The sequence below is a fragment of the Agarivorans sp. genome (genome assembly GCF_050295395.1).
Lineage (GTDB): Bacteria > Pseudomonadota > Gammaproteobacteria > Enterobacterales > Celerinatantimonadaceae > Agarivorans.
Genome location: NZ_JBNKPP010000158.1, coordinates 24,005 through 46,864, shown reverse-complemented (window position 1 = coordinate 46,864; position 22,860 = coordinate 24,005). Strand labels below are relative to the sequence as shown.

At 47.9% G+C, this 22,860-nt stretch carries 22 protein-coding genes and 2 pseudogenes; 15 read left to right on the top strand and 9 right to left on the bottom strand.

Features of this window, described 5'->3' with window-relative positions:
* The 3 genes from ACQY6Q_RS09710 to ACQY6Q_RS09700 all read left to right on the top strand — a co-directional run.
* On the top strand, positions 1-732 hold a 732-nt coding region (locus ACQY6Q_RS09710), incomplete at its 5' end, for a hypothetical protein (protein WP_427980730.1).
* Positions 733-1,024: 292 nt separating this feature from the next.
* Complete coding sequence (locus ACQY6Q_RS09705; protein ID WP_427980727.1) at positions 1,025-1,534, top strand: RNA methyltransferase; 510 nt, start codon at positions 1,025-1,027, stop codon at positions 1,532-1,534.
* A gap of 223 nt (positions 1,535-1,757) precedes the next feature.
* Entirely contained in the window at positions 1,758-2,708 is a 951-nt protein-coding gene (locus ACQY6Q_RS09700) for a chemotaxis protein CheV (RefSeq protein WP_427980724.1), read from the top strand.
* Between the two features lie 67 nt (positions 2,709-2,775).
* On the opposite strand, the gene ACQY6Q_RS09695 is transcribed toward ACQY6Q_RS09700, so the two are convergent.
* From ACQY6Q_RS09695 to ACQY6Q_RS09685, 3 genes are read right to left on the bottom strand one after another with little or no spacing between them, the layout of a single operon-like run.
* The gene (locus tag ACQY6Q_RS09695; protein WP_427980721.1) at positions 2,776-3,453 is read right to left on the bottom strand and encodes a ChrR family anti-sigma-E factor; all 678 of its coding nucleotides are present in this window, start codon (positions 3,451-3,453) and stop codon (positions 2,776-2,778) included.
* Positions 3,446-4,075, bottom strand: a complete 630-nt coding sequence (locus ACQY6Q_RS09690; RefSeq protein ID WP_427980719.1) for a sigma-70 family RNA polymerase sigma factor — start codon at positions 4,073-4,075, stop codon at positions 3,446-3,448. The genes ACQY6Q_RS09695 and ACQY6Q_RS09690 overlap by 8 nt, the downstream gene beginning before the upstream one ends.
* A 32-nt stretch (positions 4,076-4,107) precedes the next feature.
* On the bottom strand, positions 4,108-4,722 hold the full coding sequence (locus ACQY6Q_RS09685; RefSeq protein WP_427980716.1) for a hypothetical protein: 615 nt from the start codon (positions 4,720-4,722) through the stop codon (positions 4,108-4,110).
* A 147-nt stretch (positions 4,723-4,869) separates the two neighbouring features.
* Between ACQY6Q_RS09685 and ACQY6Q_RS09680 the strand changes: the two genes are divergently transcribed.
* The 7 genes and pseudogenes from ACQY6Q_RS09680 (at position 4,870) to ACQY6Q_RS09650 (ending at position 10,223) form a co-directional block, all read left to right on the top strand.
* The gene (locus ACQY6Q_RS09680) at positions 4,870-5,304 is read left to right on the top strand and encodes a nuclear transport factor 2 family protein (RefSeq protein WP_427980713.1); all 435 of its coding nucleotides are present in this window, start codon (positions 4,870-4,872) and stop codon (positions 5,302-5,304) included.
* A complete protein-coding gene (locus tag ACQY6Q_RS09675) occupies positions 5,304-6,017 on the top strand; it encodes an SDR family NAD(P)-dependent oxidoreductase (RefSeq protein ID WP_427980711.1) in 714 nt (237 codons plus the stop codon). The genes ACQY6Q_RS09680 and ACQY6Q_RS09675 overlap by 1 nt, the downstream gene beginning before the upstream one ends.
* A gap of 14 nt (positions 6,018-6,031) precedes the next feature.
* Positions 6,032-7,286 (top strand): annotated as a pseudogene (locus ACQY6Q_RS09670) (NAD(P)/FAD-dependent oxidoreductase).
* The gene (locus ACQY6Q_RS09665; protein ID WP_427980708.1) at positions 7,283-7,999 is read left to right on the top strand and encodes a DUF1365 domain-containing protein; all 717 of its coding nucleotides are present in this window, start codon (positions 7,283-7,285) and stop codon (positions 7,997-7,999) included. The pseudogene ACQY6Q_RS09670 and the gene ACQY6Q_RS09665 overlap by 4 nt, the downstream one beginning before the upstream one ends.
* Positions 8,000-8,039: 40 nt before the next feature.
* Positions 8,040-9,263 (top strand): class I SAM-dependent methyltransferase, encoded by a 1,224-nt coding sequence (locus tag ACQY6Q_RS09660; RefSeq protein ID WP_427980705.1) that lies wholly within the window; start codon positions 8,040-8,042, stop codon positions 9,261-9,263.
* Positions 9,264-9,268: 5 nt separating this feature from the next.
* Positions 9,269-9,742, top strand: a complete 474-nt coding sequence (locus tag ACQY6Q_RS09655) for a DUF2878 family protein (protein WP_427980702.1) — start codon at positions 9,269-9,271, stop codon at positions 9,740-9,742.
* A complete protein-coding gene (locus ACQY6Q_RS09650) occupies positions 9,735-10,223 on the top strand; it encodes a chalcone isomerase family protein (RefSeq protein WP_427980700.1) in 489 nt (162 codons plus the stop codon). Before ACQY6Q_RS09655 ends, ACQY6Q_RS09650 begins: the two co-directional genes overlap by 8 nt.
* Before the next feature lie 50 nt (positions 10,224-10,273).
* On the opposite strand, the gene bluB is transcribed toward ACQY6Q_RS09650, so the two are convergent.
* The 6 genes and pseudogenes from bluB to ACQY6Q_RS09620 all read right to left on the bottom strand — a co-directional run.
* Entirely contained in the window at positions 10,274-10,939 is a 666-nt protein-coding gene (bluB, locus tag ACQY6Q_RS09645) for a 5,6-dimethylbenzimidazole synthase (RefSeq protein WP_427980697.1), read from the bottom strand.
* Positions 10,940-11,031: 92 nt separating this feature from the next.
* Positions 11,032-12,945, bottom strand: a complete 1,914-nt coding sequence (locus ACQY6Q_RS09640) for a monovalent cation:proton antiporter-2 (CPA2) family protein (protein ID WP_427980695.1) — start codon at positions 12,943-12,945, stop codon at positions 11,032-11,034.
* Positions 12,942-13,565, bottom strand: a complete 624-nt coding sequence (locus tag ACQY6Q_RS09635; protein ID WP_427980692.1) for an NAD(P)H-dependent oxidoreductase — start codon at positions 13,563-13,565, stop codon at positions 12,942-12,944. Before ACQY6Q_RS09635 ends, ACQY6Q_RS09640 begins: the two co-directional genes overlap by 4 nt.
* A 183-nt stretch (positions 13,566-13,748) precedes the next feature.
* On the bottom strand, positions 13,749-14,345 hold the full coding sequence (locus ACQY6Q_RS09630; RefSeq protein ID WP_427980689.1) for a class I SAM-dependent methyltransferase: 597 nt from the start codon (positions 14,343-14,345) through the stop codon (positions 13,749-13,751).
* A gap of 211 nt (positions 14,346-14,556) precedes the next feature.
* Positions 14,557-15,501, bottom strand: coding sequence for a lipid kinase YegS (gene yegS, locus ACQY6Q_RS09625; RefSeq protein ID WP_427980687.1), 945 nt, complete (start codon positions 15,499-15,501; stop codon positions 14,557-14,559).
* Positions 15,502-15,581: 80 nt separating this feature from the next.
* Positions 15,582-15,794, bottom strand: a pseudogene (locus ACQY6Q_RS09620) (VF530 family DNA-binding protein); the annotation flags it as partial.
* A gap of 213 nt (positions 15,795-16,007) precedes the next feature.
* On the opposite strand from ACQY6Q_RS09620, the gene ACQY6Q_RS09615 reads away from it, so the two are divergent.
* From ACQY6Q_RS09615 to ACQY6Q_RS09595, 5 genes are all read left to right on the top strand, one after another.
* Complete coding sequence (locus ACQY6Q_RS09615; protein ID WP_427980684.1) at positions 16,008-16,187, top strand: hypothetical protein; 180 nt, start codon at positions 16,008-16,010, stop codon at positions 16,185-16,187.
* A gap of 283 nt (positions 16,188-16,470) precedes the next feature.
* A complete protein-coding gene (locus ACQY6Q_RS09610; protein ID WP_427980681.1) occupies positions 16,471-18,114 on the top strand; it encodes a methyl-accepting chemotaxis protein in 1,644 nt (547 codons plus the stop codon).
* 199 nt (positions 18,115-18,313) lie between these two features.
* On the top strand, positions 18,314-19,348 hold the full coding sequence (locus ACQY6Q_RS09605) for an efflux RND transporter periplasmic adaptor subunit (RefSeq protein WP_427980678.1): 1,035 nt from the start codon (positions 18,314-18,316) through the stop codon (positions 19,346-19,348).
* Positions 19,348-22,461, top strand: coding sequence for an efflux RND transporter permease subunit (locus tag ACQY6Q_RS09600; RefSeq protein ID WP_427980676.1), 3,114 nt, complete (start codon positions 19,348-19,350; stop codon positions 22,459-22,461). Before ACQY6Q_RS09605 ends, ACQY6Q_RS09600 begins: the two co-directional genes overlap by 1 nt.
* The gene (locus ACQY6Q_RS09595; RefSeq protein ID WP_427980674.1) at positions 22,461-22,763 is read left to right on the top strand and encodes a hypothetical protein; all 303 of its coding nucleotides are present in this window, start codon (positions 22,461-22,463) and stop codon (positions 22,761-22,763) included. Before ACQY6Q_RS09600 ends, ACQY6Q_RS09595 begins: the two co-directional genes overlap by 1 nt.
* The last annotated feature ends 97 nt before the right edge of the window (positions 22,764-22,860 follow it).

The following is a 22,860-nucleotide window of genomic DNA, read 5'->3' as shown; positions in this document are numbered from 1 at the left end:
AACCGAGAGCTATTCACCGATAGCTTCCTTTACGACCCAGATGGTGAGCCTCGCACTTGGTATGTTGTATGGGCAGATAATTCCGTAGATTATCCTGAATGGACTTTGGAAGAGTTTAGCTTTGTTGACGATTCTGATTTGATGTTCCGCGCCGAGCCAGGTGGTTTATTGGCTTTAACTCGACCTGGAGGCGAGTCAATATGCTTTGAAGGTGGTTACTGTACCGATACGGTAATGCTTCCGTTATCAGAGTTTGATGCGGAAGCGGGTAGCTTTGTAACTTACTTCGGGTCTGAAACAAATTACTTTTTCCAAACCCAAGCTGAAGCTCAAGCCAAGCTTGAACAGTTGCTCCCCGCTACAGAGGTTTTCACCATTGACTTTATTTTAGATGCTGATGCCACCGCCGCAGATTTCGAAGGTTGGGGGATTCACCTTTGGAACTTTGAGGACTGTAATGCTTACCCAGAACATGAGTACGCTATTCCACTAGCTGATTGGTTTGCTCCAATTATGCCAACCAGTATTGAAGCAGTGGGTATGGGACTATACGGTGAAGTAATAGGTGCTCGCTTTGAATTGCCAGTATATGTGGATGCAGGCTGTGCTAATTTCATTATTCATAAAGAAAATGACAAGGCTTATGAAGCAGATATGATGGCTGATATTGGTGAATACCAACACGCCACTGTTACTTATGGGCAGGAAGAGATCGTTTATTCTATGGAATAAGTAAACTCATCAACTTATAACTAAAGCCCCTTCAAATAGGGGCTTTTTTTTGGTTATTGTCATTATGGTTTTCACTGATGTGGATTTGACTCAGAGTGCTCTGCTGCTGTGGCCATTGCGAAGGCTGGTCAGGCCAAAGCGCAGGTTTTAAGTTTAGCCTGTTTTGCATTATTGTTTATCAGTTGAACGCTATTAAAGGGGAGAGTGGCAATAGCTTGCTGTTGCGGTACAATCGGCGCAATTTTTTGCCGAGCGGATCAACGCTCGTTTGACTTAAGTCGTGGTATCAGTGATGTCTAATTCTACAGTTGAAATCGGTTTGCTCAATCCTAAAAGCCCTAGCAATGTGGGCTCGGTGATGCGAGCGGCAGGTTGTTTTCAAGCCGATGCGGTGTTTTATACCGGCCAACGTTATGCGCGAGCGGCTCGCTTTAATACCGATACTAAGAGCCAAAGCCTCAATATTCCTTTAGAGGGCTTGGATGATATTTTAGCTCGGCTTAAACCCCAGCAAAAAGTGGTATGTATTGAGCTGGTGGAAGGGGCCACGGCCTTACCGGATTTTCAACACCCTGCCCATGCCTTGTATGTGTTTGGGCCAGAAGATGGGTCGATTAGCCAAGACATTGTAAACCAGGCCGATGAGGTGGTTTATATTCCTACCCAAGGCTGTTTAAACTTGGCGGCCACGGTAAATGTAGTGCTTTACGATCGCCAAGCTAAACTGGCTACAGTGCCTAGCGATGACGGGCTAATTAGGCAAAGTCGCGATGTGAATAACCGCCTCAAAGTGAAGTCTTAACCTTATTATTAGCCATCTATGGTGCTGGTTTTACCGTAACTCCCTGTTAAATTTTGAGTTAGAGGGCAATTTCTTAACTTACCGTGTTGATCGTTTGGCATTAAAACGGTGAAAACTGTGTGCTGTCCCGCTAATTGGAGGATTTTAAGCCTAGCCTCTCTTTGTTGCTCTCGAGCTGGTGGCTATAATGTAATATCAATGAACAAGGAATAGGTTATGTAGTATGTCTGGTGTTTTAGCTACCGTAGACCAACGTACTCAATTGGTGGGCGAGAACCGCCTAGAACTGCTGATTTTTAAACTTAATTCAATGCAGCTGTTCGCCATTAACGTCTTCAAAGTGAAAGAAGTCGTAAAACTACCACGGATGAACAAGTTACCCGGCTCGCACCCGCATATCAGTGGCGTGGTTAATCTTAGGGGCGTATCCATTCCGGTGATTGATTTGCGCGCCGCAATAAAAATGCCCCCAGCCAAAGCGGAGGCGCAAGCCGATTGTAATCTCATTATTACCGAATATAACCGCAGCGTTCAGGGCTTCATGGTGGGGGAGGTCATGCACATCGTGAATACCTCTTGGAAAGATATTCTACCGCCGCCTTCCTCTGCTGGGCGAAGCAACTACCTTACTGCAATTACTCGAATTGACTATCAGGACGCCAACCGTATTGTTGAGATCATCGATGTGGAAAAGGTCTTGGCGGAAATTGTCAGTTATAAGGTGAATATTTCTGAAGATGCGCTAGATAAAAACGTGGTTTCTTTATTGAATGGGAAACGGGTATTGGTGGTGGATGACTCCTCCACTGCGCGTGGTCAGGTTAAGGCGACCTTGGGCCAGTTAGGTATGGAAATTATCGAAGTCGAAAACGGCCTACAGGCGCTTAATTTGTTGAAGCGTTGGTTGGAGCAGGGTAAGTCGGTTTACGATGAAATTTTGTTAATGATTACTGATGCGGAAATGCCAGAAATGGACGGTTATCGGCTTACCGCGGAGGTTCGTAACGACCCGCGTATGGCGAAGCTATTCATCGCCTTAAATACTTCGCTGAGTGGTAGTTTTAACCAAGCCATGGTGGAAAAAGTGGGCTGTAATCGTTTTATTTCTAAATTCCAACCCGATTTGCTGGTAGACGTAGTGCAACAGCGGATGCGTGAACTGATGGCTAAATAGTCTAGACGCATAAATAAAAAAAACCAGCGACTCGCTGGTTTTTTTATGCCTTATCTTTAGCGAGGCTTTACCTAAAGAACAATTGACTAAAGGGATTAAGCAACGAAGCTAAGCCTGAAGTAAAGTGCAGTGGCGCATCTAGCAGGGTTAGGCACAGGCAGTCTTGATGGGCTGCGGTGCGAGGGCTGTGTTGGTGCTGTTTATTCTGAATCACAAAATCCCCCGGGTGATAGCTACCGACTTCATCATGAAAGCTACCGGCCAATACCAGAGTGATCTCTTGGCCCTGATGGGTGTGCTCTGGCAAGCTGCTGTCTTGATCCATATAAATGAAGTTCAATTTGCTGTTGCTTAGCGCATCCACTCTGGCGCGCTGGATTTTCCCAGGTAAGCGACCCCAGGGGCCAATATGTTCAGCATGGGTTTGCAGCGCGCGTGGCAGAGTAAATTGTTTTTCGCCTAACTGAATTTGTTGCTGACGCACCGGCTGTTCAATGGCTATTGATGTCTCAGGGCTTTGCTGCATGATCATCTGCAGCATGGAATCTAGCTCTTGCTCCATCGCCTGCTCGGGGATAGCGCTTAACTCAGCGGCAAGTTGCTGTTCGATGTCGGCGACCTTTTGTCGGCACTGCGCACAAAATTCTAGGTGGGCACTTAGCATAAGGCTCATTGCCGGATCTAATTGCCCTTGAGCATAGTGGCTGAGGCTTTGCTCGGGCGGATGAAATTGGATCTTACTCATCCAGTGCCTCCTTCATTTTTTTCAAGGCTAATCTAAGACGACTTTTGACGGTGCCAAGCGGCAAATCTAACATTTCAGATACCTGTTGTTGCGATTCGCCATGCAGATAAACTCGTCTAACTATATCGGCTTGCTCTTCTGGTAATTGGTCAATCACTTGTTGTAGTTCTTGGCTAACAAGGTGTTGATCAAGGTCTGGAATACTGTCTCGGTCTTGCTCTTCGCTAAGAACCGGCCATAGATCGTCACCTTGCACCCAACTCTGTTGGTGTTTGCCTTTGCGCATTAAGTCAAATTTCACGTTACGCGAAACCGAGAAAATCCAAGTCATCGCGTTGCCTTTAGAGGCGTCATATAAACCGGCTTTTAACCATAGTTTAAGCATGGTTTCTTGAACCATTTCTAAAGCCAATGATTCTTCAACTAATTGCTTGCGCGCTAAATTTAATAGCCGCGGGGCCACTTGGCGAAACAAACTTTGATAGCTTTCTCGGCACTGCTGGTTGGCGATATTGGCCAACAACAAAGCAATGCCATCATCGTCGTTGTTAGACTGGGTAAACGAGCCTGTCATGGGTTTGGTTTTACCACCGATAGTCGATTGGGTACTGTATCTTTCCATATTGCCAAAATCGTTGTCGGATTGATAACTGATTAACGCGGTAGATAGGTAAAACGATCATTCTGTCGCAAAATAAATGTTAAATAGCGTAAACACAATTCCGCAGAGGGCGAATGAAGTAGCCGCTGTTTGGTCTTTAAGGGGAGTGGTAGCAATTCTAACCAGCGCCAGCAGAGTTGGTTTAGCTTAGTGGCCGCTGGGCTGGTTATTAGCTCGTTTACCATTAATTCTGGGTGTTGTTGTAATACTAAGTCTAGCGCTTGTTGTAAGCGCTGTTGATGTTGAGCGCCACTATGTTGCGGCCACAGTTCAATAGGCTTTGCGGTGAGACTCGCACAAGGCCATTGTTCAGCTGATGAAGTCGCGGCAGCCACCACCACAGCCCAGTGGTGGATTTCACAATCGGCCACGATTTGCGACTGGCTGAGCCAATCAATCTGAATAATTTTTCCAAAACAGACCAAGTCACCCTGTTGTATCGCACTGTCACCGCAGCTGTCTTGATGAGCCAACCACATACCGCCGGCTTTTTCAGCAGCGCGTAAGCGCTCAGTGAACATTAACCCTTGGCCGCGCAGTTGAGCTAAACGCTGCGGCATTAAATGTTCACGAGTGGTGAATAAGGGTAAGCAAGGGTTGTGATTCAAGCCAATAGTCCTAAAAGTAACGATTTGACTTTATTTACGTAAGCAAGCAGAAAAAAGATGAATGATCTTTTTTATCGCTGATCACGTACTATGGTTAAAGATAATGTAAACAAACGCTTATAATTTTTATTGTTAGGATGATAAATAATGGATAAAGCAGCAAAACCACCGATTATCACCCAGCTAGAAGACTTTTATAGGCACTTGAGTTTGGCAAACATTGCCAGCTTAGCCGAGCTGTATAGTGAAAATATTGAGTTTGTTGACCCGGTTCACCACTTGTATGGGCTAGCGCCGCTCGAAGAGTATTTCAAACATTTGCTGGTGAATACCGAGTATTGTGATTTTCAATTTGGCCATTGCTTATTGGGCCAAGGTGAATGTAGCTTAACTTGGCAAATGCGCTTTAGCCATCCCAAGTTGGGCAAAGGAAAAGAGATTGTGGTAGATGGCATCAGTTTACTGAAGTTCACTGACAAAATTTATTACCACCGTGATTACTACGATTTAAGCGCCATGTTGCATGACCATGTACCGCTGCTGGGCTGGCTGTCGAAGAAACTTAAAGATGGGTTGCGCTAATGAATATTCTTATCACCGGGGCGAGCTCGGGTATTGGTAAACAATTGGCCCTCGATTACGTCGCACAGGGGCATCAGGTTTGGGGGCAAGGGCGTAATGCGCCACGCTTGCAAGCCTTAGCCGAGCAGGGCATTAAGCCGCTGCAAGTAGAATTGAGCGAGTTAAACCAAGTGCGTGAGGCTTTTGCCGATTTAGCCGATCTGGACTTAATTGTACTGGCAGCGGGAGATTGTGAATACCTTGACCCGCAAGCTTTTGACGCCGAATTGTTTGCTCGGGTTTGGCAAAACAATGTGCAAAGCATGGCCAATTGTATTGATGCGCTGTGGCCAAACTTAAAACCGCATAGCCAATTAGCACTAGTGGGTAGTTTGGCCCACTTGTTACCGTTTAGCCAAGCTGGCGCCTATGGCAGCAGCAAGGCTGCGGTGGATTATCTCGCACTGGCCTTAGGCACCGATTTAAAAGCTAAGCAGGTATCAGTGCACTGCATTCAACCGGGCTTTGTTAAAACCCCGTTAACCGACAAAAACAATTTTGCCATGCCCAATCTAATTAGCCCACAACAGGCAAGTCGTTATATTCGCCGAGGCTTGGTTAAGGGCAAAGCTAGAATCAACTTTCCCGGTGTTTTTAGCGGGATATTACATGCGCTAAGTTGCTTACCGGCGCGCTGGCAGCAAGCACTTTGTCAGCGTTTAGCGAATAAATAAGGACGTATTGATACATGAAAATAGCCATCATTGGTTCAGGGATTTCAGGCATGACTTGTGCCCATCTGCTACAGCATGACCACCACGTGACCTTATTGGAGCAAAATGATTATTTGGGCGGACATACCGCTACTAATCAGCTGGAAATAGAGGGAAAGAGCTACGCCGTAGACAGTGGTTTCATCGTATTTAACGACCGCACTTATCCTCTGTTTAATAAGCTGCTCGCCAAACTAGGTATTCAGGCCCAGCCTACCGAAATGAGCTTCAGTGTGGTGAATCCCGAGTTGGGACTGCAATATAATGGCCATAATTTGAATACGCTGTTCGCTCAACGCAGTAATGTATTTAAGCCGCATTTCTATAAATTTATTAGTGAAATCCTGCGTTTTAACAAGCTGGCCAAGCAAGCGGTAGATGCCGAGCCATCCCTGAGCGTGGGTCAGTTTTTAACTGAGCATGGTTTTTCTACGATGTTTCAAGAAAACTACCTATTGCCCATGGGTGCGGCCATTTGGTCGTCTACGCTCAATGCGATTAATCAATTTCCCATGCAGTTTTTTTGCTCGCTTCTTCGTTAATCACGGCTTATTGGATGTCACCAACCGCCCTCAATGGTATGTCATCCCCGGCGGATCTCAGCAATACATTAAACCGCTACTAGCCGGGCTAGAGGGTAATATTCACCTAAATTCGCCAGTGCACAACGTGCAGCGAAGTGAGCAAGGCGTCACTATCGACTATGGAGATAACAAGCAGTGGCAGGGAGATGCGGTGGTATTTGCTTGCCATAGTGACCAGGCCCTAGCCATTTTGGGCGAGCAAGCCACTTCCGAAGAGCGAAATATTTTAGGCAAACTCAAATATCAGCCTAATGAAGTGATTTTACATACCGACCAGCGTTTGCTGCCAAGCATTGATCGAGCGCGGGCTAGCTGGAATTATCTGTTGCCGCCTACAAAGGAGCGTGGCGATCGCCTCGCCAGCGTAACCTACGACATGAATCGCTTGCAGGGCTTAGATGATGCGCCACAGTTTTGCGTTACGCTAAACCCGCTGCAAGCCATTGATGAAGACAAGATCATTAAGCGGTTTAACTATATGCACCCGATCTTTTCTATCGAAGGTCATCAGGCTCAGCAGCAACGCGAGCAAATCAGTGGACATAATCATAGTTATTTTTGTGGCGCTTATTGGCATAACGGTTTTCACGAAGATGGAGTGCGCTCGGCGGTGGAAGTATGCCGTCAATTTGGGGTAGAGCTATGAGTATCAAGCACTCTGCCATCGCCTTTGGTGAGACCTTTCACCAGCGCTTTGTGCCGCGAAAACATGGCTTTAGTTACAAGCTGTATTACGCCTACATTGATTTAGCCGAAGAGCAGGCGGTGCAAGATCAGTTGGTTAATTTTGGTCGGTTTTTGCCGTGGTTACGGCTGAAGTCCGCCGACTATTTAGGTAAGGAAGGCGGCTCTATTTACGATAAAGCTTTGGCCGCACAACGCCGCTTTCAAGCCGATTATCAAGCTAAGCAAATCGTATTATTAGGCCAACTGCGTTGTTTGGGCTGGTTTTTTAGTCCGGTTAATTTTGTGCTTTACGGTGATGGCGAAAAGTTTGACTACTTGCTGGCCGAAGTCACCAATACGCCGTGGAAAGAAAAGCATCAGTATTGGTTAAATCTGAATGAATTAGCCGCCCACGACAAGGTTTTCCATGTATCGCCATTTAACCCTATGGACATGCAGTATCGCTGGCAGGTTGAGTTGGCCCAGCAGCAACTGCAAATTGTGATCAATTGTTGGCGTGAACAAAAAGAATTTTCTGCTGGACTGAATTTATTTAAGCAACCTTTGAACTCTTCTAGTCTTCGCCGCGTAATAAAAGCATACCCACTGATGACCTTGAAAGTGGTGGCGGGAATTTATTGGCAGGCCTTGAAGCTGTGGCTGAAGAAAGTGCCATTTTACGCGCACCCGTAGTTATAAGGTACTCATTAACAGGCTTGTGTAAGGACATACTATGACAACTGCAAAATCTCTGTTACTTGGCTCTCTAGGAGGCAGCGTAAACTGGGCCAGAAAATTGGTGGTAAACAGTTTTGCTGGCTTAAAAGGAGGCTCCATTACCCTAAGCCAGCCGGGTTATACCTCTATTCATCTTGGCGAGTTAGATCATCCCAATAACGTGGAAGTGCACATTCTTGAGCCACAAGTGTTTGCGCGTATTCTACGTGGTGGCAGTGTGGCCGCCGGAGAAACCTATATCGACGGCTTATGGCGCTGTTCAGACTTGCATGCCTTGTTGCAGTTGCTGGCCAATAACCAACAGCAAATAGACAGCTTAGACCGCCGTTTACACTGGTTGAGTGATGGCTGGATGAAGTTACAACATTTCTTTCGTCGTAATCATAAGCGCCAAGCCAAGAAAAACATTCTGGCTCACTACGACTTAGGCAACGGCTTTTATCAATCTTTTCTTGATTCGCAAATGCAATATTCTTCGGCTTTGTTCGCAGGCCAAGCGCTGAGTTTAGAACAAGCGCAAAACCAAAAATTGAAGCGGATTTGTGAGCAACTACAGCTAAGCCCAGATGATAACCTGTTAGAAATTGGCACCGGTTGGGGAGGCCTTGCCATGTATGCGGCCAAGCACTACGGCTGTAAGGTGACTACCACCACCATCTCCGATAAGCAATTTTCCCATGTGCAACAACAAGTTAAACAGCAGCAGCTTGAGCACTTAATTACGGTACTGAATAAAGACTATCGCGACCTCAGTGGTGAATACGATAAGTTAGTGTCGATAGAAATGATTGAAGCGGTGGGCGAGCAATATTTGCCCGGCTTTGCCGAGATCTGCAGTAAGCGCTTAAAAGTGGGTGGCCGCATGTTACTGCAAGCCATTACCATCGATGACCGCCGTTTCTCTGCGTATCGTAAGAGTGTGGATTTTATTCAGCAATATGTTTTCCCTGGTGGTTTCTTGCCTTCACCTTCCTTGCTTAAGCAGTTGTTTAGCAAGCAAAAGCTGATCCCGGTGCAACGCCTTGAAATGGGTTTGGATTACGCCCAAACCTTGCAACATTGGCATCAACGAGTAGTGCAGCAACGCCACGAGGGGCAGCAAAACTTTGGCTTTAGCGAACAGTTTTATCGTTTGTGGCACTTCTATTTTGCCTACTGCGAAGCAGGCTTTCGTAGCCACAATATTGGCACCGAACAGTTAACCTTAGTGAAGCAGTAACACTTATGCCTTGGTTAAGCTTTGTCGCCTTTAAGCTGAATTGGTTGGCCGCCTTCTTCTGGGGGGCACAGGCCGAACTGCTGATGTTATTGGGCATTGCTGCGCTGATAGCCCTGCAAAGTTATCGTTTCGGCTACGCCGTGCTGCTGCCTTGTGCGCTACTAGCCGGATTAGGCATAGCGGCAGATTGGCTGCTGGTATGGCTAGAGTTATTAAGCTTTAACCATCCGGGCTTGCCCTTGTTTATGGCCTTGTTGTGGGTGAGCTTCGCCCTGTTACTGCCCTCCTTACTCGCCTTGGGGCGTACTTGCTTGCTGCTTGTGGTGGGGGTTATGGGGCCAGTTTCCTACTATTTGGCTAACTTAGCCGAGGTATTAAGCTTACAGCCTAGCAGTGAACTGACCGCTGTGCTGTTACTTCCTTTATGGACGGGCTTAGCCTGCCTAGCCCTGTATCTATTGGAGCCGCGCCATGCTTAATGCTATTTTGTTAGCCGCGCTGTTAAGCAGCGCCAGCGTACCAAATTCAGCCTTACAAAAAGTCGGCGAAGCACAGTTGCGTTGGTTGTTTTGGCCGATTTATCAGGTGAGTTTACATAGCCCTGATGGGCAATATCAGCCGCAGCGCTATCCCATGAGTTTGAGCATTCACTATTTGCGAGACATCAAACAAAGCGCCTTATTAGAGGCCACCCAAGACGAGTGGCAGCGCTTGGGCGTTTGCCAACAGGCACCTTGTCAGCGCTGGCTCGGTCAACTCGCCGAGATTTGGCCCGACTTACAGCAAGGTGATCAACTGCAGTTATTTGCCGCTTCTGCCGATCAGGCCACGTTTTACTTAAATGGCCAAGCCTTAGGTAAAATGAACGACGATTTATTTAGTCAGCATTTTCTCGATATTTGGTTATCAGAGAACAGCCGTTTTCCAGAGCAACAACAAGCGCTGGTGGGCGGCGAATGAGCATCAACCAAAGCTCTCTGGATTGGCTGTTGTTTTATACATGCGCCGGGCTAAGGTTGCTGATGGCTGTACTTGTCTTGCCACTGTTCTTCATGTACCAATTGTTTTAAGTCTTCGCGGGCTAACCAGCCAAATTGCTCTAATTCGGGCTGCTCGGCAAAATGGGAGACATAACCAAGGCACAGGTAGCCAATAATGCTTAAGCGCTGCGGTATGTTCAGCGCATCGCGCAGCACTTGGTCATCAATAATGCTTACCCAACCTAGCCCAATGTTCTCTGCGCGCGCCGCCAACCACATATTTTGAATGGCACAGACGGTGCTGTATAAATCCATTTCTGGTTTGATGGTGCGGCCAATAACTACTGGTCCATTTCGCTCTCGGTCACAGGTAACACAAATGCCTAAGGGTGCTTCTACAATGCCTTCTAGCTTAAAGCTTTGGTAAGTTTGGCGAAGCTCCGGCGGAAATTGTAAGGCCGACTTAGCACTGGCCGCTTCATACCCTTGTTTTATCGCCTGTTTGGTGGCGGGCTGGCGAACCAAAATAAAATCCCATGGCTGGCTAAATCCAACGCTGGGAGCGTGATGAGCGGCCTGCAAAATACGTTCAATCACCGCTTGCTCTATGGGAGTATCAAGAAAATCTTGGCGAACATCACGGCGAGAATAAATGACTTTGTAAAGCGCATCTCGCTCAGCTTGGTTTATCTGCATGTTGCCCTCTATGGCTAAAATTGGCCATTAAGCCTGAAGCGTGACCGTTCTGCAATGCTTGCCGATTTTTCTAACACTCTTCTCAGCTGCACTTATTGGTAGTCGTCTTGGTAGTTTTTCGGCGGCGGTGTCCAGGCGCGGTCGGCTTGTGAATGGCCGTCGATGCGGTCTCTGTTCATTGCCTTACCCAATAGCTTTTCGAGTTGCAAAAACAGTTCGCGGTAGTCGTTACTAAAGCGGTTGTCTTCACTGCTGGCTAGCCAAGTTTTATAGAGTTTTTCTTTATGATCTTTTTCGATTTGGTCGAAGGCGGTTTTTAGTTGCTCTGATTTAAAGGGATGAAAGCCCAATTCGTTGAGCACGCGCCCACCCATTTCTAAGGCCGAGTAATAAGCTTCGGTAATCACGTGGTCGGCACCAAGGCTGCGCAGTTCGTAGGCATGGCCGCGGTCGAAGGCGCGTACCATTAAACACACATGGGGGTGATGTTGTTTCACGTATTTAACAATGTTTCTTACCCGTTGTTTGTCGTCGATGGTGACCACCATTAACTTGGCTTCTTCTATGCCTGCGGTATGCAATAACTCGGGTTGCGAGGCATCACCAAAATAGCTTTTGATGTTAATTTTGCGCATCAGCTCCACTTGGCCAGCCTGGTGATCCAGTACCACAGTACTAATGCCATTGGCCGTTAAGAAGCGGTTAACGATTTGTCCGAAACGGCCAATACCGGCAATAATTACCGTGCCTTTTTCATCTATTTCATCCGGCTCTCGGTGATTCTCGCTGCGCGCATAGCGCGGTAGGATAACTTTGTCGTACACAATGAACAGTGCCGGGGTGAGAAACATCGAAAAGGCTACCACTAGCGACAATATTTGAGAGATGTTGTAGGGCAGTACGTTGTTTTGCACCGTGTAGTTAAGCAATACAAAACCAAATTCACCGGCTTGGGCCAAACTTAGTGCAAACAACCAGCGGTCGCTGTTTTTAATTTTAAACACGATGGCCAGAGAGAATAGGATCAGCGCTTTAATCGCAATCACCGCCAAGGCTAAGCCGATGACCACCAGCCAGTGCTGAGACAATACCGCGAAATCGACAGCGGCTCCCACGGTGATGAAAAACAGGCCTAGTAGTAAGCCCTTAAAGGGTTCGATGGTGGATTCCAGCTCATGGCGAAATTCACTGTTGGCCAATACCACACCTGCTAAAAACGCGCCCAAAGCGGGGGATAAGCCGATTAAGCTCATTAATGCAGCAATGCCTATCACCAACATTAAGGTGGCGGCGGTAAAAATTTCCCGTAAGCCCGAGCTGGCCACATAGCGAAATAATGGTCGGCTTAAATAGTGCCCCGCGGTAACCAGCGTAATAATCGCAGCCACCACCACTAAGGCATAAGCCCAACCGGGTAGATGGGCGCTAAGCAGCAGGTTTTCGCCATGGCTGGCAACCGCGTTATTGGCTTGTTGGTTTTGGGTAATCAGCTCAGGTAGTGCCAATAAGGGAATTAGCGCTAGCATTGGGATTACCGCCATGTCTTGAAATAGCAATACCGAAAACGAAGAGCGGCCACCATCGGTTTTACTTAAGCCTTTCTCGTTAAAGGTTTGCAATACAATCGCGGTGGAGGAAAGCGAAAAAATAAGCCCAATGGCCAAAGAGATAGACCAAGCTAAACCCAACCAGAGACAGCCCAACATCACCACTAAGGTCGTTAGGCTAACTTGCAGGCCGCCCAAGCCCAGTAGCTTGTGACGCATGTTCCAAATCATCTTTGGTTCTAGCTCTAGCCCCACCACAAACAGCATCATTACTACACCAAATTCGGCAAAGTGCTGAATGGTTGCGGCCTCGCTGCCGACTAAGCCAATCACTGGCCCAATCATCACCCCTGCGACTAAGTAACCGAGCACCGAACCTAAGCCGAGCCGCTTGGCTAAAGGCACCGCCAATACCGCGGCAATCAGATAAACAAAAGCTTGTAAAAAGTAACCTGTCATGAGCGCTCCTTAAATACTTCGGTAGGCAGCGTTGCTAGGTTTTCTAGCTGGCATGCGATGTCTAGCTCAATGCGGTCTTCAACTAAAGCATGCAGCAGTTGCGACCAGTTATTTAGGTGTAACTCTAGGCGTTGTTCTTCTACCGCGGTGCGCGAGCCAAACAGCGCGAATGGTGCTAAGTAGCGCATGCCGGTGAGCCAGGCTGTTTGTTCTAAGGGGTGTAACAGTTGGCGAATAGAAAAGTGGTTATAACCTTCATTTTGATAGGCTTTTTCTACGCCGCCTGCGGTAAGGGCCGCCATAAATAGCTTACCGCGTAAGTGATTGCCGTGTTTGCCATAGGCAAATCCATATTCCAAGACTAAGTCTTGCCATTCTTTGAGAATGGCCGGGGTTGAATACCAATACAAGGGAAACAGCATGATCACCACATCGTGGGCGAGTAGCCGTTGTTGCTCTTTGTCTACGTTGATATGGAAATTGGGGTATTCGGCATATAAATCTACCGCAGTCACGCCGGGGATCTGCTGCGCTAGTTTAAACATAGGGCGGTTGATCTCGGAGCGCTCTTGAGAAGGGTGAGCAAAAAGCACTAATACTTGTTGTTTCTGCTGAGGCATAGTTAATCCCTAATAAGCCTGCGAATGCGCAGCAGTGAAAACTGAATTCAATATAGGTAGTTTTACTTACGCGATTCAAGTAAAACCTACGTTGTTAATTCGCTGAACGCGGGGTCTTTAACCAATTGCGCTGGGCTAAAGTGGCTTGCCTAAGTCGCGCAAGCCAAGGCTAAATGGGCTGATTTATTTTATTGCCAGCACCTGAACCACACTGCTTTCGCCTTGGTGGTAGGGGCCTTCGTCAATATAACGGGTAAGCTCGCGGCCAATCGAAAAGTCTAAGCCGTCCAGTTCTAGCTTTAGGTGCTCTAAAGACATGAAAAAGTCTAATTGCTCGGCGGGTGGCCCACCACGACCTTCGGTTTCTAGTTGACGTTTGGTGAAAGCTTCTAACAGCAATACGCCGGTATTTTTTAAGGCTTTAACGCAGCGTTGGTGTAAGTCTTTACGCAGAGGCGCGGGCATGTGGGCAAAAATAGACACAATACCATCCCAGCGTTCTTCACCTAAGTCATATGTGGCCAGATCGGCTACCTCGGTATGAATGGTAACGTCGTGTTGTTGAGCCAATAATTGAGCTTTTTCTAGTCCTACGACAGATTGGTCTACCGCTGTGACTTGATAGCCTTGGCTGGCCAAATATACTGCATTGCGGCCTTCACCTTCTGCTAAGCACAGCACTTTTCCCCGTTGCAGTATTGCTGAGCTTTCGGCACGCAGAAAATCATTGGCGGTGGTACCGTAGATATAATCCGATCGTTGATAACGTTGATCCCACATGTTCACTCTCCTCGGCACCTGATAATACCTAGCAGTTTATCGTGTTTATGGCTTGAAGCAGAGACTTGTTGTGAGAATATTTTTCGCTTGCCGTTAATGGCATCTTTCAAGGTTAGTTAAGCTATTGCCGTGAGTTAAGATGTTTTCGCTTAGCTGGCTGCTTTAGTCTAAAGAGCCAGCTTTAAGTTTACACTCGGCGCTTAGGTGTTGTTTATTGCCGGCTTAAGCAGGAACTGTCTGGAGCAACAATCAGCGTTATGGCTTGCGGCTCAACTTCGATATGGGCTTGCTTAAACTCATAGGGTTCGCCATCAAGGTTACAAGGAAGTGCTTGCTCTAGCTTTATGTCGAGGCTGGCGGTTTGCCAGCTAATTACATACTCTGCCTCGGGCTGTGTTTCTCCTTGGCTAAAGGCGCTAGCTTCTTGTATGACTTGGCTTAGAGCGAAGGCTGGGAAGGCTTTAATCACGCAGACGTCAAGCAGGCCATCGTTGACTAACGCCTTGGGCGCCAATTCTTGACCACCGCCTGCTTGTTTGCCATTGCATAAGGCGGCCAGAACTAATTCATCATTAAAGCGGTGTTCTTCGCTACTGATCTCGCCTTTATAGGCGCTAAGGGTAACCGCCTTTAGTAAGCCGGATAGGGTATAAGCGCCACCGCCGAGTAAGTCTTTTAGTTCTGTGGGGGTATCGGCGGTCACTTCTGCGGCAAAACCGGCACTTAATACATTCAAAAAATAATGGCTTGATGATTCTTCAGGGCCTTCTACACGTATTACATCAATTGCTTGCGGTTGATTATCTAAGGCGAACTGTAAGGCTTCGCTGGCCTCTAACGGCAGACCACAGCCGTTGGCGAAATCGTTGGCAGTGCCCAGTGGCATAATGGCAAGGCTGGGGCGCTCATCCTTCGGAAGTTGCATTAGCGCCGATACTGCCGCCTGAACCGAGCCGTCACCGCCACCAATCATTAGTTTTTTGTCGGGGTGATTCCAGCCTTGTTGGTGGGCTTCATTTATTAACCGTGGCACATCGGCAGCCTCCCAAGTCACTCTAACTTGAATGTCGTTGCCCTGTTCTCGCAGTGCCAATACCGCTTCGCGTAGTTCTTCTTGTTGAGCTTTTTTGCCGTTTAGGATCAGTCTTAGTGTCATTATTCCTCTCCGTTATTTGCGCTTTGCTCGCTCATCCAAAAAACAACAAGCTGGCTTATGCTGAAGTGTTGGCCTTAAGCTAGGCCCTTCATGCGTAGGTATAAGTTTTCTACTTTATCGCGAGCCCATTGGGTTTTTCGTAAAAACTTAAGGCTAGATTTAATGCTGGGATCGTGAGTAAAACAGCGAATGTTGATTCTTGCGCCGAGCCCTTCCCAACCATAAAAGTCGACGAGTTCGGTGAGTATGGCTTGTAGTGTTTTACCATGCAATGGGTTGTTTTTTTGAGTCATGCTAGTGGCCGTTAATTAATTCTCACTAAGTATATCAGTTGCTGGGGGGCGGCTGGTAGCCGAGAGTGAGGGGTTGTGGTTGGGTGAGTGGGGCGCTGCAATGGCCTCGTCAATGATAAGCGTTGTCTATTAATGAAAAACTATTGGCAACAAAAGCTAAAGTTTTTGTTTAGCCAGCCGATTAAGGGCTGATGTCCAGGAATAGGAGGTAGAATGGAAATCAGTGGAGCAAGCACTTCGCAATCAATGGAAGTGATCTCAGCGCAGTTGGCCCAGGGCCAACAAAAGCAAGACGGTAAAGCAGTACAAGAACTTGTTGCCGCTGCCGAAGTCCCGCAAGCCGCCCCTGCGAGCAGACCAGGTCTTGGTGGAAATATTAATATTAAAGTGTAAATAGACTAAGCCGCGCTGCGGCTTACTCTTTTTTTATATCCGCTGCGTTGTTCGGTGAAAGTAAGCCTACTCGTGCAAACTTGTTTAACTCTTGAGCAGGTTTTTCTTCTCTATAGATCGCCCTCTCATAAGCCTTAAGTTTTTTATAAATAAGTCGCCTTTTGTTGATTGAAGTCAATCGATTAACTAGCCGCGTAAATAACTTATGACCTACTGTTTTAAGGTAACTATAAAGCCGTTCACGGCTACTTACTCCTAATAAATTTCAATTGAGTAACAAGATATGCAAACTGTTAGCGCTCGCCTAAAGATTATAATTATGATGTTTCTGGTGGCATTTTCCCTGCTTGCTTATAAAGGCATATCGGGGATGAATGCCGCAACCCGTTCGATAAATGATATGTACTCAGAGGGGATGCAGCACACCATTAGAGCCGGTAAAATTCTCAATGCCTTGGGGGAAGCTCGAAGCTCTTTGTTGCTCTCTTTTCAACATGATCCCCAGTCTGAATTCGTTAATATGCATGACCATCCGGTGTCTTTGCATGTGAATGATATTCAGCAAGCGATGAAAGACTTGCATCATATTGTGGATGCAGAACTGGCAGGGGCAAATTTATCTCAACAAGAGCAGCAAGTTATATCGTCGCTAGAGCGCCAGCTCGACGTTATTACAGAGCAAGGTTTTACGGTGGCGCTAAATGCCATCGCGAAAGGGGATTTCCAAGCGGCTAACTTGGCTTTATTAAAAGTGATTAACCCAAGTTACGTAGAGGTGACAAAACACGCTGAGCAGTTTTTAGAAGCACAGATAACGGAAGCCGCTTCCTCTTTAGCGACAGCACAAAGCAATACTCGCTCTTTTCTGTGGGGAGGCGCCATTATCACACTAGTTAGTTTGCTGGTTATTGTGGGCTTGTCACTGCTAACCATGAAGCGTGTTAGCGCTGCTGCGGGTCAACTTCAAGAGAAATCAAAGCTGATTGTGGAAGGCGATTTGACTCAGCGTATTGAGCTTAGCGGGCAAGACGAATTTAGCCATATCGCCAATGATGTAAATAACATTGTGACTCAGTTCCAACATGTAGTGGCGACTAATCAGGCCTCCATCGACAGCTTAGCCAGTGCTGCAGAAGAGGGCTCGACAGTCGCTGAGCAAACCAAACAAAATGTGTTTGACCAGCAACAGCAAACTCAACTTATTGCCACAGCAATTCACCAGTTCACCGCTACCGTGCATGAAGTGGCGCAAAACGCCAGTGGCGCAGCAGAAGCTTCAGAAGAGGCAGACCATGCCGCCGACCAAGGTAAAGAGGTGGTACAGCAAAGTATCAATATGGTAGAGACCTTGTCGCAAGAAATGCAAGAGACGGTGGGAGTGATGCAAAATCTGGCACAGCATGTGGCAGAAATCAGCAGCGTGATCGAAGTGATTCAAAGCATTTCCGAGCAAACCAACCTGCTAGCGCTTAATGCGGCCATTGAGGCAGCTCGCGCAGGAGAGCAAGGGCGAGGTTTTGCAGTGGTGGCCGACGAGGTTCGAACCTTAGCCAGTCGAACTCAGCAATCTACCGGCGAAATTCAGCAAACTATTACTCAGCTACAGCAGGGCAGCCGTGAAGCCATGAGTCGCTTAGAGCAAGGGGCGCAGAGTGCTAAACAAACTGCAGAAAAATCTGTGCTTGCCGGTGAGGTATTGGCGCTAATTACGCAAAGCGTGGATAAGATTTCTGCGATGAATGCTCAAATTGCTACCGCCGCTGAGCAGCAGAGTTCGGTCACCGAAGAAATTAACCAGAATATTACCACCATTAGTGAAATCTCTAATCAAACCGCTAGCGGTGCTGAGCAAAACAGCAGTTCAACGTTGGTATTGGCACAGTTGGCTGAACAACTCAGGCTAGAAATACAAGCTTATCGCGTTTAGGCGTTGGTGCCGAATTAGGCGCTTCTGCTAGCAAAGCTAAATAAAATGACTATCTTAGGCAAAAACTCTGAAGTTTTTGCCTAAGTTGTTTTTAAATTTTAAGTATTCTTAAATTATCAGTGTTATTGATAATTAACCATAGACCCACCAGCACCGCATGCGCTACAGTTTGCTTTCGGTTTTTAGTAGGTGACTCAGTATGCGACGCATTGGTTTGTTGGTGGCGGCGCTCATTATGGTTATTACTTGGACGTTTTACCGGAATGACGCGGCTGACGAGGGTAAGGCTTCAAGCACTCCTCCTGTAACGGTGGAGGTGGTCCGTTTAAGTAATGGCGTACTTAATCAGCAGGTGCATTTATTGGGTAATGTCTTTGCTTTGCGTTCGGTAGAGATAAAGCCGGAGGTAGATGGGCGGATTAGCGACATTGCTGTTCAATCGGGGCAACGAGTTAAACAAGGGCAGTTGTTGGTTCAGCTCGACAATCGTCATCAACGAGCGGTAATGATGCGTGAGCAAGCCCGCTTAAGTGATATTCAGCGCCAGCATCAAAACTTACTGCAACTCTTACCTAAGGGCGCTACAACTCAAGCCGAAGTGGATCGCTATGAATCTCAGGTGGCGATGCAGCAGGCCGAGTTAGCGCTTGCCGAAGCGGCCTTGCAAGACCGAGCCTTACGCGCGCCGTTTGATGGCCAGCTTGGTTTGGTGGATTTAAGCCTCGGCCAAGTGGTTAACTCTGATACTGTGTTAATGACCTTGGACGATGCCAGCACTCTACGCTTAAATGTGCCTGTCGCGGCGCGCTATTTGGGACAAATTCAACTTGGGCAAACCGCCCAACTGCGCCAGTCTGGCGCCGAGCAACGAGTATTTGAAGCCAAGGTGAGTAGCATCGATAGTCGGGTTCGCGACGAAACCTTAAATGTGTTTGTGCAACTGTCTATCGATAATCAGCAGGGCTTGCTGGCTCCTGGCACCTTAATCAGCGGTGAATTGTCGCTAGCCTCTAGCGAGCACTTGTTAATGCCCTTGCAAGCGGTCGCCTACGATGGTGAGCGTCGTTATGCCTACCGCTTAAACCAGCAAACCGTAGATAAAGTAGAAGTAAGCTTGGGGCAGCGTGGTGATGAGCAAGTTGAGGTTTTAAGTGGTTTAGTCGCCGGTGATCAGGTGGTGTATAAGGGCTTGGTTAAGCTTCACGACGGCATCGAGGTTGAAGTACTTAACTAATGAAAATATCTGATCTGTCCATGTACCGCCCGGTGGCGGCGATAGTATTAAGCCTGCTGCTGATGTTATTTGGTCTGGTGGCTTACACTGAGCTGCCCGTGCGCGAAATGCCCGATATTGAAAGCCCAGTGGTGTCGATAGGTACCCCGTATCGCGGCAGCGCCTCGTCCATCGTTGAGTCACAAATTACCAAACCTTTAGAAGATGAACTCAGTGGCATCGACGGCATTGACTATATTTGGTCCTCTTCTTGGGACGGTTGGTCGGGCATCACCATTACCTTCAAGCAAGGCCACAATATGTTGGAGGCGGTGAGTGATGTGCGCGATGCAGTAAGCCGGGCACGCGGCCGCCTGCCCGACGATGTGGATGAGCCCATCGTACGTAAAAGCGATAGCGAAGAAGCGCCATTCATGTGGCTAAACCTCACTACCAGTATGCAAGATAGAGTGGAGTTGAGTGACTTTGCCGAGCGGATTTTAATTGAACGCCTAAGCCTGCTACCCGGCGTAAGTGCGGTGAATACTTCGGGTTTGGTTGAGCGGGTGATGTACATTGAGTTAGACCCCACCGCCATGGCGGGGCGTGGGCTTACCACCAATGACGTGCTTACCGCGCTAAATCAAGAAAACCTGCAATTACCCGCAGGCTATGTAAGAAACGATAGCCTGAATATCGTGGTAAGAGTGGCGCGGATGTACCAGCAGGCCGAGGACTTTGCCCGCTTACAAATTGCTAATGTGGCTGGCGACCATGTCACCTTAGATGATATTGCGCATATTTATGTTGGCGCGAAAAAAGACACCACCACGTTTAAGAGTAATGGCGTAGACAGCATGGGCTTGGGCATTGTTGCCATGTCTAAGGCCAACCCCTTGGATGTGGCCGATACAGTGAGCGCCGAACTGGAGCGTTTACAGCGCTTTTTGCCCGAGGGCGCTGCTTTAACGGTTGATTACGACAGCACCGTATTTATTCGCCAAGCCATTAGCGAGGTCTATTCCACACTGGCAATTTGTGCCGTATTGGTGGTGCTGGTGCTGTACTTATTTTTGGGGCGGATTAGCGCTACCTTAATTCCGGCTATTACCGTGCCGGTATCACTGATTGCGGCTTTCTCGGCGGCTTATTGGTTTGGCTATAGCATCAATTTAATCACCTTAATGGCCTTAATTCTGGCGATTGGTTTGGTGGTGGACGATGCCATTGTGGTGGTGGAAAACATTATTCGCCACCGCGCGGCTGGTGAGCCTCCCCTAGTGGCGGCATTTCGTGGTGCCAAAGAACTGAATTTTGCGGTTATTGCCACCACCATTGTATTGGTGATGGTGTTTCTTCCGCTGTTGTTTATGCAGGGAAAAATGGGTGACTTGTTTGCCGAGTTTGCGGTGCTCTTGTCAGCGGCGGTGATTTTTTCTTCCTTGGTGGCGCTAACGCTAGCGCCGGTGATGGCGGGCAAGCTGTTTGAAAAAGATCCCACTAAAACCACCTGGCTTAACCGCTCAGTAGGGCGAGCAATGACTCGTTTAGAGAAAGCCTATACTCAGTTGTTGCATCATATGATCGACTACAAGTTAAGCGCTGTAGTATTTGTTGGCGCTTGTTTGCTGGCGCTGATGTGGGCTTATCAACAGCAGCAAACTGCCTTTGCCCCAAAAGAAGATCGGGGCGTGGTGAATGTGTATGTGGGTGGCGAGGAAGCGACGAGTTATCCGCGCATGTTAGAAAGCATGGCGGCCATTGAACAACGTTTATTACCGATGATGGCAGAAGACGGCCCAATAGCAACACTCAACTATTCTGCTCCGGCTTTCGGTAGTTGGGCCGACCACCAAGGTTTCTTCATTGTGCGCTTAAAAGATTGGAGTGAGCGAGAGCAAAACGCCGCCGAGGTGGTTGAGATGATCCGCCAAGCCGCACACGACGTGAGTGATGTGAAGGTTTATCCCTATCAGCCCAGCTTTGGTGGGCGAGCTGGCGAGCCTGTGCAGTTTGTCTTGCAAGGTGATGATTACCAGCAACTGTATCGTTACGCCCAAGAGCTAGAGCAGCAAGCCAATGCCAGTGGGCTGATGCATGGCGTGAAGTTGGACTATAATCCCACCACGCCAGAAATAGTGTTAAGCGTGAACCGCTTAGCCGCCAGAGAGCTAGGCATTAGCGTGAATGATATCGCCAGTACCCTTGAGGTATTGCTAGGAGGGCGAACCCAAACCCGTTTTGAAGAGTTTGGCGAAGAGTACGATGTGTATTTAAAAGCCGACGAGCAGCAATTTCAGTCCCCCAGTGATTTAAGCAAGGTTTACCTGCGCAGTGACAGTGGAAACTTGGTTTCCTTAGACAGCTTAGTCAGCGCCAAGCAGGAAGCTTCGGCCCGAGGTTTGTTTCATTATCAGCGTAAAAAGTCGATTAGCCTGAAGGCTAACCTTAGCGACCAAGTCAGCCTAGGAGAGGCGCTAAGTTTTTTGAATCATGCCTCGGCGCAGATGCTGCCCAGCGGTTATACCGTAGATTACGCCGGAGAATCAAAAGAGTTTTATGACAACCAACGCGAGTTATGGCTGTTGTTTGCGCTCGCTTTACTGGTGTGTTACTTGGTATTGGCGGCGCAGTTTGAAAGTTTTATTAGCCCAGCGATTGTGATGTTAACGGTGCCTTTGGGTTTGTTGGGCGGCTTATTGGGCTTGTTGATTACCGGTGAAACGCTAAATATTTACAGCCAGTTAGGGCTATTGATGTTAATCGGTATGGCTACCAAAAACGGTATTTTGATTGTTGAGTTTGCCAACCAGTTACGCGATCGCGGCTTGCCGGTAAAACAAGCCATTTTAACTGCGGCGGGCAATCGATTACGGCCCATTGTGATGACCACGCTAACCACTGTCTTAGGCGCTCTGCCAATGTTGTTAGCGACTGGTGCGGGCGCTGAAACCCGCTTTGCCATTGGCGTAGTGATTTTTAGCGGGATGTTATTGGCCAGTTTGGTGACCCTGTTCGTGGTGCCTTGTTTATACAACCTGTTGGGAGGCTTGAGTGGCTCGCCAGAAGCGCGCGCCGAGCAGTTGAAACAGCAACTCGATGCGCCTAGTTTATTGGAGAAAGCAGAACCCTAATGCGTAAGATGGATAAACCGCGTGAGCGGGCAATTGTGGCGGCGCTAACCGAGGTATGTGAAACGGCAAAGGCAGCCAATAGCGGATTTGCTTGGATTTCCCATAAGGTTAATTACCAGCGTTTTCCCGATAGTTTGCAGCTCATCTGTGCTTATCGTCAGCCGCAGCATTTAGCTAGCGCGATTGGCGCTGGGGAAACTCAAGCTATCAGCCAACAAATTGTACAAGCCTTGGCGCGGCGGGGGATTAGTTTGACTAAGCCGCAGCGCCAGGTGCGCTTTATTAGCGAGCAACAGAGCTAGTCTTTTACGGTGTTGGGGCAAATAGAATGGCTTATTGCTAGTTAGAGCCTATCGTTTGCCAAACACCTAGCTTAAGTCTGCTGCGCCTAATGAGAGA

Bases quoted from the DNA above. Each gene is read 5' to 3' on its own strand.
- ACQY6Q_RS09690 (WP_427980719.1), bottom strand. From the start codon at position 4,075: ATGGAAAGATACAGTACCCAATCGACTATCGGTGGTAAAACCAAACCC.
- bluB (WP_427980697.1), bottom strand. From the start codon at position 10,939: ATGCAGATAAACCAAGCTGAGCGAGATGCGCTTTACAAAGTCATTTAT.
- ACQY6Q_RS09630 (WP_427980689.1), bottom strand. From the start codon at position 14,345: ATGTGGGATCAACGTTATCAACGATCGGATTATATCTACGGTACCACC.
- ACQY6Q_RS09655 (WP_427980702.1), top strand. From the start codon at position 9,269: ATGCCTTGGTTAAGCTTTGTCGCCTTTAAGCTGAATTGGTTGGCCGCC.
- yegS (WP_427980687.1), bottom strand. From the start codon at position 15,501: ATGACACTAAGACTGATCCTAAACGGCAAAAAAGCTCAACAAGAAGAA.
- ACQY6Q_RS09700 (WP_427980724.1), top strand. From the start codon at position 1,758: ATGTCTGGTGTTTTAGCTACCGTAGACCAACGTACTCAATTGGTGGGC.
- ACQY6Q_RS09605 (WP_427980678.1), top strand. From the start codon at position 18,314: ATGCGACGCATTGGTTTGTTGGTGGCGGCGCTCATTATGGTTATTACT.
- ACQY6Q_RS09680 (WP_427980713.1), top strand. From the start codon at position 4,870: ATGGATAAAGCAGCAAAACCACCGATTATCACCCAGCTAGAAGACTTT.
- ACQY6Q_RS09665 (WP_427980708.1), top strand. From the start codon at position 7,283: ATGAGTATCAAGCACTCTGCCATCGCCTTTGGTGAGACCTTTCACCAG.
- ACQY6Q_RS09600 (WP_427980676.1), top strand. From the start codon at position 19,348: ATGAAAATATCTGATCTGTCCATGTACCGCCCGGTGGCGGCGATAGTA.
- ACQY6Q_RS09660 (WP_427980705.1), top strand. From the start codon at position 8,040: ATGACAACTGCAAAATCTCTGTTACTTGGCTCTCTAGGAGGCAGCGTA.
- ACQY6Q_RS09635 (WP_427980692.1), bottom strand. From the start codon at position 13,565: ATGCCTCAGCAGAAACAACAAGTATTAGTGCTTTTTGCTCACCCTTCT.
- ACQY6Q_RS09595 (WP_427980674.1), top strand. From the start codon at position 22,461: ATGCGTAAGATGGATAAACCGCGTGAGCGGGCAATTGTGGCGGCGCTA.
- ACQY6Q_RS09705 (WP_427980727.1), top strand. From the start codon at position 1,025: ATGTCTAATTCTACAGTTGAAATCGGTTTGCTCAATCCTAAAAGCCCT.
- ACQY6Q_RS09695 (WP_427980721.1), bottom strand. From the start codon at position 3,453: ATGAGTAAGATCCAATTTCATCCGCCCGAGCAAAGCCTCAGCCACTAT.
- ACQY6Q_RS09640 (WP_427980695.1), bottom strand. From the start codon at position 12,945: ATGACAGGTTACTTTTTACAAGCTTTTGTTTATCTGATTGCCGCGGTA.
- ACQY6Q_RS09650 (WP_427980700.1), top strand. From the start codon at position 9,735: ATGCTTAATGCTATTTTGTTAGCCGCGCTGTTAAGCAGCGCCAGCGTA.
- ACQY6Q_RS09610 (WP_427980681.1), top strand. From the start codon at position 16,471: ATGCAAACTGTTAGCGCTCGCCTAAAGATTATAATTATGATGTTTCTG.
- ACQY6Q_RS09675 (WP_427980711.1), top strand. From the start codon at position 5,304: ATGAATATTCTTATCACCGGGGCGAGCTCGGGTATTGGTAAACAATTG.
- ACQY6Q_RS09615 (WP_427980684.1), top strand. From the start codon at position 16,008: ATGGAAATCAGTGGAGCAAGCACTTCGCAATCAATGGAAGTGATCTCA.